General features: G+C 64.0%; 17 protein-coding genes, 1 tRNA gene and 1 pseudogene. 12 read left to right on the forward strand and 7 right to left on the reverse strand.

The features are described 5' to 3' along the window. Positions 1-17: 17 nt before the first annotated feature. A tRNA-Met gene (locus tag ACI2KI_RS14950) sits at positions 18-94 on the forward strand. Here ACI2KI_RS14950 and ACI2KI_RS14955 read toward each other — a convergent pair. Next, positions 73-348, reverse strand: coding sequence for a hypothetical protein (locus ACI2KI_RS14955; RefSeq protein WP_404621319.1), 276 nt, complete (start codon positions 346-348; stop codon positions 73-75). The genes ACI2KI_RS14950 and ACI2KI_RS14955 overlap by 22 nt on opposite strands. A 378-nt stretch (positions 349-726) precedes the next feature. On the opposite strand from ACI2KI_RS14955, the gene ACI2KI_RS14960 reads away from it, so the two are divergent. The 11 genes and pseudogenes from ACI2KI_RS14960 to ACI2KI_RS15010 all read left to right on the forward strand — a co-directional run bounded on the left by ACI2KI_RS14960 (position 727) and on the right by ACI2KI_RS15010 (position 7,683). After that, positions 727-1,068, forward strand: a complete 342-nt coding sequence (locus ACI2KI_RS14960) for a hypothetical protein (RefSeq protein ID WP_404621321.1) — start codon at positions 727-729, stop codon at positions 1,066-1,068. Positions 1,069-1,626: 558 nt separating this feature from the next. After that, a complete protein-coding gene (locus ACI2KI_RS14965) occupies positions 1,627-1,839 on the forward strand; it encodes a cold-shock protein (protein WP_404621323.1) in 213 nt (70 codons plus the stop codon). 244 nt (positions 1,840-2,083) lie between these two features. Continuing rightward, entirely contained in the window at positions 2,084-2,353 is a 270-nt protein-coding gene (locus tag ACI2KI_RS14970; protein ID WP_404621325.1) for a hypothetical protein, read from the forward strand. Beyond that, positions 2,353-2,754: a hypothetical protein gene (locus tag ACI2KI_RS14975; protein ID WP_404621327.1), complete on the forward strand. Its 402-nt coding sequence runs from the start codon at positions 2,353-2,355 to the stop codon at positions 2,752-2,754. The genes ACI2KI_RS14970 and ACI2KI_RS14975 overlap by 1 nt, the downstream gene beginning before the upstream one ends. After that, positions 2,744-3,478 (forward strand): NYN domain-containing protein, encoded by a 735-nt coding sequence (locus tag ACI2KI_RS14980; protein WP_404621329.1) that lies wholly within the window; start codon positions 2,744-2,746, stop codon positions 3,476-3,478. The genes ACI2KI_RS14975 and ACI2KI_RS14980 overlap by 11 nt, the downstream gene beginning before the upstream one ends. Before the next feature lie 157 nt (positions 3,479-3,635). Continuing rightward, positions 3,636-3,878 (forward strand): hypothetical protein, encoded by a 243-nt coding sequence (locus ACI2KI_RS14985; RefSeq protein ID WP_404621331.1) that lies wholly within the window; start codon positions 3,636-3,638, stop codon positions 3,876-3,878. Positions 3,879-3,897: 19 nt separating this feature from the next. Continuing rightward, on the forward strand, positions 3,898-4,230 hold the full coding sequence (locus ACI2KI_RS14990) for a hypothetical protein (RefSeq protein WP_404621333.1): 333 nt from the start codon (positions 3,898-3,900) through the stop codon (positions 4,228-4,230). 213 nt (positions 4,231-4,443) lie between these two features. Then, positions 4,444-5,115, forward strand: a complete 672-nt coding sequence (locus ACI2KI_RS14995) for a hypothetical protein (RefSeq protein ID WP_404621335.1) — start codon at positions 4,444-4,446, stop codon at positions 5,113-5,115. A 127-nt stretch (positions 5,116-5,242) separates the two neighbouring features. Continuing rightward, positions 5,243-5,998 carry a hypothetical protein gene (locus tag ACI2KI_RS15000; RefSeq protein WP_404621337.1) on the forward strand — a complete coding sequence of 252 codons (756 nt, stop codon included), beginning with the start codon at positions 5,243-5,245 and terminating at the stop codon, positions 5,996-5,998. Between the two features lie 39 nt (positions 5,999-6,037). Next, positions 6,038-6,856, forward strand: coding sequence for a type II CAAX prenyl endopeptidase Rce1 family protein (locus ACI2KI_RS15005; protein WP_404621339.1), 819 nt, complete (start codon positions 6,038-6,040; stop codon positions 6,854-6,856). Positions 6,857-7,060: 204 nt separating this feature from the next. After that, positions 7,061-7,683: pseudogene (locus tag ACI2KI_RS15010) on the forward strand (tyrosine-type recombinase/integrase). Between the two features lie 48 nt (positions 7,684-7,731). Here the strand turns inward: ACI2KI_RS15010 and ACI2KI_RS15015 are convergent. The 6 genes from ACI2KI_RS15015 to ACI2KI_RS15040 form a co-directional block, all read right to left on the reverse strand. After that, the gene (locus ACI2KI_RS15015) at positions 7,732-8,265 is read right to left on the reverse strand and encodes a transposase (protein WP_404621575.1); all 534 of its coding nucleotides are present in this window, start codon (positions 8,263-8,265) and stop codon (positions 7,732-7,734) included. Positions 8,266-8,493: 228 nt separating this feature from the next. Then, a complete protein-coding gene (locus ACI2KI_RS15020) occupies positions 8,494-10,446 on the reverse strand; it encodes a S9 family peptidase (protein WP_404621341.1) in 1,953 nt (650 codons plus the stop codon). Between the two features lie 145 nt (positions 10,447-10,591). After that, positions 10,592-11,242, reverse strand: a complete 651-nt coding sequence (locus ACI2KI_RS15025; protein WP_404621343.1) for a DedA family protein — start codon at positions 11,240-11,242, stop codon at positions 10,592-10,594. Between the two features lie 3 nt (positions 11,243-11,245). Beyond that, on the reverse strand, positions 11,246-11,968 hold the full coding sequence (locus ACI2KI_RS15030; RefSeq protein WP_404621345.1) for a hypothetical protein: 723 nt from the start codon (positions 11,966-11,968) through the stop codon (positions 11,246-11,248). Further along, entirely contained in the window at positions 11,965-12,882 is a 918-nt protein-coding gene (locus ACI2KI_RS15035) for an ABC transporter ATP-binding protein (RefSeq protein ID WP_404621347.1), read from the reverse strand. Before ACI2KI_RS15035 ends, ACI2KI_RS15030 begins: the two co-directional genes overlap by 4 nt. 2 nt (positions 12,883-12,884) lie before the next feature. Continuing rightward, complete coding sequence (locus ACI2KI_RS15040) at positions 12,885-13,265, reverse strand: GntR family transcriptional regulator (RefSeq protein WP_404621349.1); 381 nt, start codon at positions 13,263-13,265, stop codon at positions 12,885-12,887. Positions 13,266-13,649: the final 384 nt, after the last annotated feature.

The following is a 13,649-nucleotide window of genomic DNA, read 5'->3' on the forward strand; positions in this document are numbered from 1 at the left end:
CTCACACACCGCCTTGCCGCGGGATGGAGCAGCCCGGTAGCTCGTCAGGCTCATAACCTGAAGGTCGCAGGTTCAAATCCTGCTCCCGCACCCAGTGATACCCCACAGGCGCCCCCTGTGGGGTTTTCTGCTTTCTGGGCCTGGACTCAGCGCCGACAGCGCCGCCAGGCTGCTGTGCACCTCCAGTTGGAACTTGCCCAGGCCTTCCTGCGGGATGAAGTCCATGCGCTCGATCAGTTTGCGCAATTCCGTCTGCACCTCCTCGCCGTCCTCTCCGTCGATCGCCTGGTGCAGGTTTTCCGCCAGCCGGCGGTAGGCCTCGGCGGCGCCGGGGTGCAGCTGGATCACCGACGGGGCGGCGCGTCGGCCGCCAGTCGGGCTTGGATCTCGCTCCGGCTGGTCTTCAGCGGGGTGCTGATCGTCTTCAGTTCTGCCGTCTCGATCGCGCCGTATAGGCACATGGCCTGCGCACGATTCAGTTTGCGCTCAATCTCCGTCAGTTCGCGTTCCAGCGGCACTCGTTCGAGGTGCCGTATGGAGTGTATCCTGAGAAGGGGGTGTCGATCGTGGGAGGTGGCTAGGTATCTCGGCATCGAAGTGGCTGACGCGCTGTAGATCTCGGAGCAGATAGACATCTAGGCTGGCTTGGACGGTCTGCCGGCAAGCGGACTGTCCCAATTTCTCGAAGGGGTGGAAAGCGGACATTACGGCGGCTAGGCTTCGCCAATGAGCAGGCCGCCCCAATCTAGCGAAGAAAAACTCCAAGAGTTGGCCAAGGCGCTAGACCAACTGGAGCGCAAGAATGCTCCGCCAGCATCCCCCATTGCGCCAACGCCCAAGCCACAGATTGAGCTTGGCCCCAAGACCAAGTTGACGGTGCGGATAATGGCTTGGGGTTTTGGAATATTCTGGATCCTCTGGGTCATTTTGGCGCTGATTGTGACCCCGCCTCGCCAAATTAGTGATCTGGTGGCCGTCCCAATCTCGGCGTTCATTTGCTGGCTGATCTTTCAGTTCCATCGGATGATACTGATCGGCGTCGTTCGCAAAACCTCGGGCAACCGCTGAGTGGAGCGATATGTCCGCAACGGGTCGGTTTGAGAAATAGGCACCGCGCCCGAAAGCGGACCTTCGGCACACGCGCGGAATGTCGTGTTTGCGGCATGGTGCGAGTGACCGCTGCTGGCGCTTAGGCGAAATCATGGCACGGCCACACTTGGCGGCAACGATTTTGGTGTCGACGTAGGCTAGTACGAGAGTTCAAGCGCTAAAGAATCTAAAAGCAAACCGAAAAATGTCCGCCGAAAACCCAACGATTTTATCCATGATGTGGAATGTTTTGTTGAAGGCGTGGGGCGTTTAAAATCAGTCAAATCGACGAATTTGCCCGTCATGGGTGTGCTGGAACCATTTGAAGGTGAATCCTGATCTGCGGATATTTTTTGACGATCGGCCGTTCCGCCTTGCGCTGCTGTCGTCTCATTCCCATATGAGATTTGTCGATCTTCTTGCGTAACGCTGCTGCTCTTTTCTGCACGACGCACAGAAGTTCAAAAGCCGATCCCATCCAGACCCGACAGGCCTCAGAGGTTTTCTCTGTCGCTAACGCTATATGGAGGTCTGAAAATGGCTACCGGCACAGTCAAATGGTACAATTCCACCAAGGGTTACGGCTTCATCGCGCCTGACGATGGAGGCAAGGACGTCTTCGTTCATGCTTCAGCGGTGGAGGTGTCCGAGTTTGCTTCTCTTAACGAGGGACAGAAGCTCAACTTTGAGGTCGAGCTGGACGCCCGCAGCGGCAAGGAATCCGCCGGCCGCCTTGCGGTGGCGGGCTAGGGCGACATCGTCTCTTTTCGCGATGACAAGATCGCCTTCGACGGCGTGGTGACCGGCCTGCTTCCTCTGGGAGCGCGCCGGGTCCGATTGGCCAATGGCCATGTTATCACGGTTCTTCCCAGTCTCAGTCGACCACTCAGGACCAGCACCCTGGGCGATGAGGTGCGAGTAGAGATCGGCTTCAACCAGTTGAAGGGGTGGCGCCTGACGCGTCGGCCCGACCCTCCGAAAGAAGGCCGTGCTCGTGTCGTCTCTGGCTGAAAAAATTCCACTGATGAGCGACGCGGACCTGTCAGCCCTGCGCATTAATGCGCAGCGGCTGGTTCAGCATGGTCTGCCGCCTCAGATCGTGGCTGCATCCGATATTCTTCCGCTGATTGAAGCAGAGACCGACAGGCGAGCAGCTATTCCCAAGCCGCCGGCAGTCAAGACCGCCCGCGCGCCCAGGAAAAGGAAGCCTGCGCCTGTGTCGGGACATCAGACGGCCCTGCCGTCGCTTTCGAAAGACCCCTGATGATCGAAGAGAGTTTCGTGCGTTTGTACGCGCATGATTTCGTCCAGATGGCCGTGAGGTCGGGTCTGGGGCAGGATGTTGACGCTGCCTTGCAGCGACGACTGGCTGAGGCCCGGACCCATGCCGTTCTCATGGATGACCGCAAAAGCAAGGGACATCTCGCGGCCCTGATCAGCAGGCTTCGAGACGAGGCGTGCCGCGTTGACGGGCGAGGGGGCCGCGTTGGAGAAGACCCCGCTGTTGCGGCTCGAGGGCGGTTGCGTTTCCTCTCGGCCGTCGCCGAGGCTTTAACTGGGCCGGCGCCGGCCCTTTCGGGAGATCGGCTCTCCCCCCAAAGATTGGGAATCTACACGAAGCCTCTCGACGACAAGGCAATGGCGAAAATCCATCATGGCGATTGAAGGCCGGGCGCCGCGACTGGCTGTGCTGATCGACGCCGAGAACGCTTCTCCGAAAATCGCAGAAGCCTTGTTCACAGAGATCGCGGCCTTGGGCGAAGCATCGGCGCGACGCATCTACGGCGACTTCGCCAGTCCCCAGATTTCCGGCTGGACGAAGGTGCTGGCTCGTTTCGCTATCCAGCCTCAGCAGAATTTCGCAAATACCAAGGGCAAGAACTCGGGTGACATCGCGCTCGTCATAGACGCCATGGACCTTCTGCATTCCGGCCGGTTCGACGGCTTTTGCCTGGTGTCGTCCGACGCGGATTTCACACGGCTCGCGTCGCGCATTCGCGAAGAGGGCGTCGACGTCTACGGGTTTGGCGAGCAGAAGACGCCTGAGAGTTTCCGTCAGGCCTGCACCCGCTTCATCTACACCGAGAACCTGAGCCTTCCTGGCGAGGGCGATGTAGACACCGCAAGGGCGACGCGCGGCTCAGGCGAGAGTAAACGAAAGCCGGCTGAAGCGGCGCGGCTGATCGCAAGCGTGATCGCCGATATGGATGAGGACGGAGAAGGATGGATCGCTGTGGGCGGGATCGGCAACCGTCTGCGCAACGCCCACCCGGATTTCGACCAGCGAACATATGGATACGCCAAGCTGTCTGATCTCATTCGCGCAAGCGGACGCTTCGAGGTGAAGACGAGCAACAGCGGAACCATGCGCATACGCGACCTGGCCTGACCTGCATCGGGCGTCCGGCGGCGGGTTCTTTTGACGCGGGCCGTGTGCCCAGCAAGCCTCGCCTAGGTGGAAAGCGGAGGCCAGTAGCGCTGGGAAGCAGGTACGCCTCCCCATATCCATCTGGGTCGTTCGTTTGGACCGACAGGAAATGTTCGTCATGGCTTTCAACAAACTTTACGAGATCACCGCCAGGAATACTCTGCCTGGACAGACCCCCATCGCGATGGCTGCTCATGTCATTGGGCTCTTGCCGCAGGGTGGTCGAAGGGTTCGGTTAGCCAATAATCATGAGCTTGACGTCCTTGGGTCGGGGCGTCGCTCTTCAGAAGTCAGCCTGGTCGGCGATGTCGTCACTGTGCAACTGGCGTCAGGTCAGCTTCATGGCTGGCGATTGGTCTAGCGCTGTCGGGAGGCAAGCCGTGGAAGACGCGAAGAGGAAGCGTGAGGCGGCCGAGCGAGCGGAACTATATGCCCCGACGCCAACCGGAGGGCCGTGGCTGGCGGGCTTGTGCGGCGCGACTGTTGCGATGGTCTCGCTGTACACAATCGGAAAAGTTTACGCCCTGCCTCTCCGGGAAAACTGGGCGCCCGTCGTGCTGATCGTTCTCGCATCATTTCTGGTCGTCTACGTAGGCTATCGCCGCGCCAGGGAGCGAAACCGCAAGGCGCGAGTGGCCGAAGCGGAGGCGGATTCAGAGCGCGGCGGTGTAATATTACCCATTGGTCAAGTCGATCCTGGCGACAGGTCATGACCCGGGCGCCCCTGCGGGTCGATTCAGGCTCCATGCACTTTGGCTCGAAAGCGGGTCATCGCCGGATATTCGGACAGTCGTCTTCCGAGCAAAGCCCGAGTGACTGTGCCCGGCGCATCGACGGCGTACGGCGGCGCTTTGTCGCTGACTGTGGCTGAAGGCTGCCGACCAAATCGAGGGATGTCTGCTATCCTGCCGTTTCGGGGGGAGCCAATGAATGTTCTGACGATCCTGCGGTCGGTGGAAGAGCTGCTTTATGAGGTGATTTCCTGGCTGCTCTTCTACCCGCGGACCCTGTGGATGACGCTGACCCGTCCGCTGCAAACCATGCACTATTCCGATCAGGAACAACGGGACAAGCCTGAGAAGCAGTATCTGGAAACCCTGAGTCCGCCATTGTTTCTGGTCCTGAGCATACTGCTCTCTCACGGCCTGGAACTCGCGCTCGGCTTCAAGGTCCAGCATGGAACCTCGGAAATCGGCCGTGTGATCACCGGCAATGAACAGGCGCTTCTGGCCTTTCGCGCTCTCCTGTACAGCCTCTACGCGCTCATCTTTGCGTCATTGGCCCTGGGCCTGACGGGTAAGCGGCTGGATCGGGAAAGTCTGCGCACGCCCTTCTTCGCCCAGTGCTATCTTGCCGGCGCCTATGCCATCCTCATCAGCATGGGCACCGCCTGCATCCGGTATCCCAATGTCTGGGGCGTGGCGGCGGGCGTGGCCATTCTGCTTCTGACGACGGTCTGGTACATCGCCGTCGAGATGGTCTGGCTGCGAAAAGAGTGTGGCCGATATCCTTTTGCGGCGGCTCTGATCGCTCTTGGCGGCTACGGGACCGGTTCAGCGATCGCTTTTGGTCTGGGTGCGATCATCGTCTGGGGGTGACTGCGGCCCCCCTTGTCGCGCGTCGCTGCGGTTCTGAAACGCTTGGTCAATTGCCGCTCTCGAAAATCCATGCTCTTTGTAGGCGTCGCCGAAAGTCAGCGGTGAAACGCTCGCAATGGAAACCGTCATGTCCTTCGGTCAAAGAACCATCGTAGCCATTGCTGCGAGCGCCTTCGTTCTGGCCTCTTCCGCCTCGGCCTGGGCCCAGACGCCGGGCGCGCTCAGCGACTTGGTCGACGCCCGGGCGGGTCAAGCCGAGGGTGAACTGCAACGCCGCGGCTATCAGGCCACCGACCGGTCCGAGGTCGTCGGCGACGGCCGCATGACCTGGTGGCGCAAGGGCGACGACTGCGTCGCGATCATGACCCGCGACGGCCGATACGCCTCAATCAATCGCGCCGGACGCAGCGAATGCGGCGGCGGAGGGCGTTCCGGCTCCAGTGACGCCGCCGCCGTGGTCGCGGGCGTGGCCATCGTCGGCCTGGCCGCCGCTGTCGCCGCCCACAACAATCGCCACCATGACGCTGACGATAATCATGACCGCGAATATCAGCGCGGCTATCAGGCGGCCCTGTACGGCGCCAACTATGATGACCGCCACGAGACCGAGGGCTATCATGAGGGCTATCTCGCCGGCGAGGATGAGGCGCGCAATCGCCGCCATTCGAACAGCCGCTGGGTCCAGGGCGCCCCGCCGGCCGCGCAGCAGGCCTGTGCGCGCAGCGCCGACGAGTTCCAGAACCGTCCCTATGGCTCCAGCGTGCCGATCGGCGTGCGCGATCTGGGGCGCGGCGAGTACGAACTGACTATGGCTACCGGCTCCTATCGCTCGCGCTGCACGGTCAGGGCATCGGGCGATGTCCGTTCAATGGATCCCTACTGATCGGACCTGTTTAAGGAGCGCGCGCGACCGGATCACGCCATGCGCTCGCGTGCGTCGCGGCGCCGCAGTGAGGGGTGTTTGAAGGGCAGGGTGATGGACGGAAGCCGGGATTTCCCCTTCTACGACGGCAAACCCACAGGTCTGTCGGCCGCGCGGTGGCTGGTCGTCATGCTCGGCTGCGTTGTCGGCTTCGCGGGTCTGATCACTCTCCCCGGAATGCTGTCGGGCGCGCCCGGAGCGCTCCCGCAGTTGGCGTCCTTGCCGTCCCATGTGGCTCACTGGGCCGGCGTGACCGTCTTCGTGGCGTTTCCGATCCTGGGTGTGATCCTGGCGGCGGGGCGCAACTGGACGGCATTGTTTCCGGCTCCACGCTGGAAGGACTTCTGGATCGGGATCGCCTTTCTGCCAGTGACCTGGGCGGTTTCGATAGCTGCAGCGCTCGTCGTACAAGCGTTCAGTTCGACTTCAGGCAATCCGGTCAAGGATCTCCTGTATGGAATGGCGACGGGCGAGAGGATAGAGTTCTTCGCCTCCACCGCCCCTCAACTGTTCGGCGAGGAACTGGTCACCATACTGCCGTTTTTGGCTCTCCTGACCCTGTTCCGGTCGAGGATGAAGATCCCAAGACTGGGCGCGGTGCTCCTGGCCTGGATCATATCGGCCTTGATTTTCGGCGCCTTGCATTTGCCGACATACGGCTGGCACCTGCTCCAGGCGTTCGGGATCATCAGCTCAGCCCGGCTGGCGCTGACGTTGCCGTACCTGGTAACCAAGAGCCCTTGGGCTTCGGCGACCACCCACATTGTTAACGACTGGACCATTTTTGGCATTCTGATCGTTCTGCACACGATGAGCTGACGACTCCACGGCCATTGACCGAAGAGTCTCCCATACTTTCTCCTTGCTCCTGCGGGATGCTCTCTCGATCGGCACCGTGGTGGTGTTCTGCGCCGGCGCCCAGACTTAGACGCGGGCGGGTACGAATGCCGCTCATGGCGCTGAGGAGATGCTGAGAGCGTAGACTAGCAACTGACAGGGAGGCGACCTTAATGGAGGTTGGCCATGCGCCAGGCTGACCTGTTCATTCAACCCAAGCGCCCGCGGAATGCTGGCCGTCTCATCGGCCACAAGGCGCCGCTGAAGCCGAAGCACATCTGGGCAATTCGACAGCAGTTGAAAGTCGCGAGGAGGGTGCGCGACCTTGCGATATTCAACTGCGCCCTGGACGCCAAGCTGCGGGCCTGTGACCTAGTTCGGCTCCGGGTCAGCGATGTGGCGCCCGGCGGCGTGCTTCGCCAGCGCTCTATTGTCATCCAGCAGAAGACCGGAAGGCCTGTTCCTTTCGAGATCACGGAGCCTGCGCGCGACGCCATCGCCATTTGGCTGGCGATCCGCGGTCAGCGCGACAATGACTGTTTCCGAGCCGCAGCCGGCCAGGTCAGCACATTGGCACCCGTCAGTACGCGCGGCTCTTTGATCGTTGGGTTCAGATGATCGACCTGGAACCGCAGGGCTACGGGACCCACAGCCTCAGGCGGACGAAGGTGCCGCTCGTTTACAAGAAGACCGGTAACCTCCGGGCCTGTCAGCGCCTGCTCGGTCACAGGAAGCTGGAGAGCACCGTAAGATACCTCGGCATCGAGGTGGGCGACGCTCTGGAAATGTCGGAACAGATCGATCTGTGACTCGCGACCGGGCTCGAAGTGGCCCCGGTCATTGTCGCCTAAGGGTGGTTAGCGGGCTTCCCCATCCCGTTGCGGCACCGCAGCTCCGTAGAAGCGATCCTGTTGTCCAAAGATGACGCCGATAAACAGCATCTGCCGCCCTTGGAGCATTGGCTGGAGGGCGTGGCTCAGGGTTTCGATGGAATCGCGCACAGCGACGTCGAAGGCGCCGCGCGACAGGCGCATCGGCAGCTTGACGCCGAAGATCTTCAGCAGGCCGCGGATCTCGTTCTCCAGGTCGATGCACTTGCGCTGCATCACCTTTCGGCTGGTCAGCAGGGCCCGCAAATGATGGCTCTCGACGCTCTTCACATGAACCCGGCTGTACCACCCAGAGTGGAGGATCTGGGCGATGCCGCGGGCGTCGTGGCTCTCGGTCTTGTTGCGCATGGCTGAAAGGGCTGCAGCAACCTGCCGCGCCTCCATGCACACGACGTCGAAGCCGGCTTCCCGAAGGCCATAGATCAGGTGCCGGGAGAGCGTGCCGGCCTCCAGGCCGACCTGGTGGACCGGTTCTCTGAACTCATTCAGGCAGCGAGCCAGGAGGACGCTTTCCGAGAGGCGGTTGAAGCTGTGCCTCTGGCCGAGTCATGGCGGCCGGACGAGAGGGGGCGCGAAGGTCTACTTTCTGGCCGAATGGCGATGACCGCTTCTGGCGCGTTGCGGCCTTCGTCAAGCGCGGCGTGAGCACGCAGTGGCGCCCCATCTACGCTGCCCACTGCGCCTCCGACATAGCCTCGCTGGCCAGATTCCTTGCGGACTGATCGGGGCTCAGCGTTCCGGTGCGGGCCGGGAACGTAGATGGCGGTCGAGGAACCTGAGATAGGCTTCCTGCGCCGCCACCCGGTTTTCGCGCCGCCGGAAGCCGTGGCCTTCGTCGGGGAAGACCACATATTCCACCGGCGTGCCGTTGGCCCTGACCGCGGCGACAAGCTCATCGCTTTCGATCTTGAGGACGCGGGGGTCGTTCGCGCCCTGGACCACCAGCAAGGGTTTGACGATGTTGGCGGCGTGGAACAGGGGCGAGATGCGGCGGTGGCGCTCGGCGTCCGTCGCGGGGTCGCCCATCTCGTCGTAGAGGGCGGTGCGTCGGGATTCGGGCAGGCGCGCGGCCTCCTCCAGGGTGCGGGTCCAGTTGGTGACGCCGAAGATGTCGATCGCCGCCTCGAAGGCCTGGGGATGAAAGGTCTGGGCGGCCAGAGCCAGGTAGCCGCCATAGGAGGCGCCCATCACCGCGACCTGATCGTCGGCGACCCAGTCCTGATCGCGCAGCCACTGGCCGCCGGCGACCACGTCGCGCAGGTCGGCCTCGCCGTGCGCTCGATTGTCCATTCGGAAGAAGGTCTTGCCGTAGCCTGACGAGCCCCGATTATTGACCGCCAGGACAGCGTAGCCGTGATTGACCAGGTGCTGGATGATCGGCGAATAGTCGCGACGCGCCTGACCGCCCGGTCCGCCATGAACCATCACCACGCCCGCAGCCGGGGTCGCGGCGTAGGCCCCCTTGGGGCGATAGAGGTTGGCCGGGATCGTCACGCCGCCTTCACCTTGATAGTGAACGACCACGGCTTCCACGAGGTCGTCCTCCTGCATCGCCGGGTTCAGGGCCTGGGTCAGTCTTCGCGTCTCGCCCGTCGTCAGGTCGGCGATGAAGACGTCGGCAGGCGAGGTGGAGGAGGAGACGGTGAAGACGATCCGTCCTTCGTCCGCACGGAAGCGCACCGCGCCGATGTCGCCCGCCGGCACGCCTTTCAGAGCGATCGGCGCGCCGGTGGTCATGTCCGTGACGGTCATCTCCGTGCGGGCGTCGGCGTTGAAGGCGGACACCCGGTAGCGGCCGGACGGAGAGAAGTGGGCGGCGATCACGTCCCAGTCGCCCTTCAACTCCTCGGTGATCGCGCTGCTGGACAGATCGTAGCGATAGGCCTGTCCGAACTCGCCCGCGCCGTCAGAACCGAAGATCAGGGCCGAGGAATCGGGCGTGAAGTCGAAGACATGGTGGCGGACCATGCCGACGTGGGGGGTGATCAGGCGCGGCTCGCCCGCCTGGGTCAGATCCGCGAGATAGAGGTCGCTGTCGGCCGAGCCGGACTGTCGGCGCAGGGCGACCCAGCGTCCATCGGGCGAAACGGCTTCGATCAACATGCCGGGGTTCTGGAACAGTAGGCGGCTTTCGTAGGTGACGGGATCGACCGCCAGGATGTCCGGAGCGCGGCGATCCTGGGCCGTGGAGGCGATCCAGATAGTGGAGCGATCGCCGCTCCAGCCCAGCAGGTCCGACGTGACCCGACCTTCGGGCGTCAGGTCGCGCAAGCCGCCGTCACGTTCGCGGACATAGAGGTGGGTGCGTCCATCGCCGCCCCTGTCCGAGATCACCAGAATGCGCTCGTCCTCGGGAAACCAGCTCAGGGCCTCTATGGCGTTTGTGGTCGAGGTCGTCAGGGCGACGGGGGCGCCGCCGTCCACCGGAACGGCGTAGGCGTTGAACACGCCCGACTGGTCGCTGGTCATCAGGACGAAACGGCCGTCGGGCGAGAAGGCGAGGCCCGAGCCGCCGGCCAGCCGGTGGTCGACCGTCTCATAGAATTGCGCGGCGCTGTAGGCGGCAGGCCTGGCGGCCGAGGCTTCGGCGACGGGGGCGGCGACGGCGGCGGTTCCTGCGGCCAGGGCCAGGACGAGGCTGGACGCCAGGCATGCGGAAAGGCGCGCTGGTGAGCGTGTCATGAAAAATCTCTGAGATGGAGGGATGGGAAGGGCGGTCAGGACCGCGAGCGTGGCCGGCTCAAGACGACGGCGAAGCAGATCAGGAGCCAGAGGCTCGTGCCGAGAAGCAGGAAGGGAGCCTCGACCGGCAGGGAGAAGGGCGGGGTCATATGGGGTGCAGGGTCCAACCCCGCCGATCGCTGAACAGGGATTCGAGGATCAGCAGACAGCCCAGAACCATGACGGCGACGGCTGTGATCCCAGGAACGAGCGAGGAGCTCTGGCTCAGAAGCGGCGGACTCCACCCGTCCAGGCCCCCGGCCGCCACATATCCCGGCGCCAGCATGGCGGGCGTCCAGATCAGGGCCGACAGCACATTGGCGACATGGAAGCGGCCTTGACCCATGCCGGTCGCGCCGGCCGTCAGGGGGACGACGGCCTGAAGGGGACCCAGGAAGCGGCCGAGGAAGATGGAGGTCGCGCCATAGCGTCGGAAGTAGAGCCGGGCGCGCGCCACGGATTTCCGCTGGGACCGCAGTCGCCGGTGGCGCCAGATCGCCGGTCCGGCCCGCCGCCCCAGGTGATAGGACAGGGCCTCGCCCAGGACGGCGCCGACGCATCCCCAGAACAGCACCGGCGCGGGCGACAGGGCATCCGTCGCCACTAGGACGCCCGTCGCCGCCATCAGGGCGGTGGCCGGCACGAAGGCGCCGACCAGCACCAGGGATTCCCCGAAGGTCATCAGGCCCAGAAGCGGACCGGCCCAGACGCCGTGTCGCGCGATGAAGGCGGCGGCGTCGTGAATGAAGCCCTCCATCCTTCAGCCCTCCCGGTGACGCAGGGAGGCCAGGGTGACGGCGATCAGGCCCAGCCCGAACCAGAAGAGGAGGGCGACGATCCAGGCCGTGCTCGAAGCGCCGCCGGTCAGAACCCGCTCCAGCCCCAGATCGCCCTGGAGGATGACTTGGATCATGGGGTCCAGAGGCGCGCTCAGGTTGAAGGCCGAAAGCAGGACGAAGGCGAGGATCAGGCCGGCGCTCCAGCGCAGCGGATGACGCAGGGCCAGAACCAGGGCGCTGCCCATCAGATAGGCCGTCGCCACGGAGCCCAGAGGAACCAGCCACAGCCAGGCCGAAGCTCCGATCGTCGGAGAGCCTGCCGCCAGCGCCAGCAGATTGAAGAGAAGGACGACGATGCCGGCCAGGCCCAGGGCCCAGACGGAGCCGGCGCAGACCCTGATCAGGACGTGCCTGCGACGCTCGACGGGCATGAGCTGGAAATCGCCGCGCTCGAACAGCCCCTCTCTGTTCCAGAGCCTGAAGGGCAGCAGAAAGGCTGCGGCCGGCAGGAGGAAGCTCAGCTCCAGGGGGTAGTCGAGAGCCGCATCGCGCTGCATCAGCAAGCCCAGCGCCATCAGTGCGGTAGGGCTGAGGATCAGGACCAGACCGATCAGCTCGGGACGCAGGACGCGGCCCATCTTCCTGAGCTGCAGTTGAAAGACGGCGGCCGCGCGGGGCGGCTCGTGGCTGGTGTTGGTGGTCATGACGCCGCTCCCTGGCGCATCAGATGGACGACGGCGTCGTGGAGAGTGAGGGAGGCGACATCCCGAACCTCGCCGCCGGATGCGGCGACGTGCGCGGCGACCTCTGTTTCCTCGCCACGGATGACCCAGCTGTGCTCGCGACCGAACTGGCCGCGATGCAGCACGCTGGGGATGTCGGACGGGGGCTCCCATCCTTCGGGACCGCGAATGCGGTAGTTCTTCACGGATTCCCGCAGGGCGTCGCGCGGCGTCTGGGCCGTCAGGCGGCCGTGCGACAGGACGCCGACCTGATCGACCAAGGCGTCCAGCTCATAGATCAGGTGGGTGGAGACCAGGATGGTGCAGTCGGTCTGGGACAGATGATCCGAGACCAGCTCCAGCACCGTGTCGCGCGCCGCCGGGTCCAGACCGTCGGTGGGCTCGTCCAGAAGGAGCAGGGGCGGGCGGTGCGCCATGGCGGCCACGATCTGCGCGCGGCGCGCCTGGCCCTTGGACAACTGGCCGATCCGTCGAGAGACGTCGATGTCCAGGCGACGAGACAGGGCGGCGGCGTAGGCCGCGTCCCAGGCCGGATAATAGACGGCCCGTTCGGCAAACCAGCGCTCGACGGTCATCCAACTGGGGCCCATGCCGAAGCCTTCCGGCACATAGCCGACACGGGCGCGAACGCGCGCGCCGTGTCGATCCGCCGCCAGGCCCGTGACCTCGATCTGACCTCCGGTCGGTCGCTCCAGGTTCAGCAGGAGGCGCAGCAGGGTGGACTTCCCCGCCCCGTTCTCTCCGGCCAGCATATAGACGGCGCCTACGGGAACCCGCAGGTCGACAGCCTGCAAGGCGGTCGCCCGTCCATAGATTTTGGACAGGGCGTGGGTCGCGACGGCGAGGCCGGCGTCTCCGTCGGCGGAAGAGGGCATGATCATTTGAGCGGGGCTTTCGAGGAGTCGACCGAGCGGATCGCCTGGATGAACTGTTCCGTGTTCAGCCCCAGGCGCGCGGCCTCGACCAGCGACCGCTGGGCCAGTTCATGGGCCAGGGCAGTGCGGTCGTCGTCGATCTGGCGCGCGGAGCCGACGAAGGTGCCCTGTCCACGCTGGACATAGACCAGGCCCTCGCGCTCCAGCTCGCGATAGGCCTGGGCCACGGTGTTGGGATTGACCTTCAGGCTGACGGCCAGCTGGCGGACGGAAGGCAGGGGGGTGCCGCTAGCGAGCGCGCCTGAGGCCATGCCGCGCCGGACCTCGTCCATGATCTGGACGTAGATGGGGCGGCTGTCCGTGGGGTTGATGGAGAAGTGCAAGGAGCGGTGTCCGATTGGTGTATCGGTGAACTAATACACCAATCGCACGCCGTCAATCGACATTAAGCCCCATGGCCTCCAACCGTGGGGCTTTCTGCATTTCGCGCCTGCCGCAGCGCCAGGCGGGCCGCCAGGTTCGGCGCTGGTTCTGGATGACCCGCTCCGTCCGACGGCGTTTGGTGGGGCGCCGGTGGTCGGGGGTTGAGGTGCTGCGACCTCGCCGTGGAATTCACCGTGGCTCTGCGCGGACCGATCGCCTGGATCGGCGGCGAATACCGGATCAAGGCTGGCTGTGTTGGGGGTGGGGGACAAAGATGTTCCGCTTCAATCGCTTCTTTATGGAAACTGTTGCCCAAGCTTGCTGCGATTGTAGCTTAAACGTGA

Origin of the sequence: Brevundimonas sp. NPDC046655, from assembly GCF_044901625.1 — a bacterium.
Classification (GTDB): domain Bacteria; phylum Pseudomonadota; class Alphaproteobacteria; order Caulobacterales; family Caulobacteraceae; genus Brevundimonas.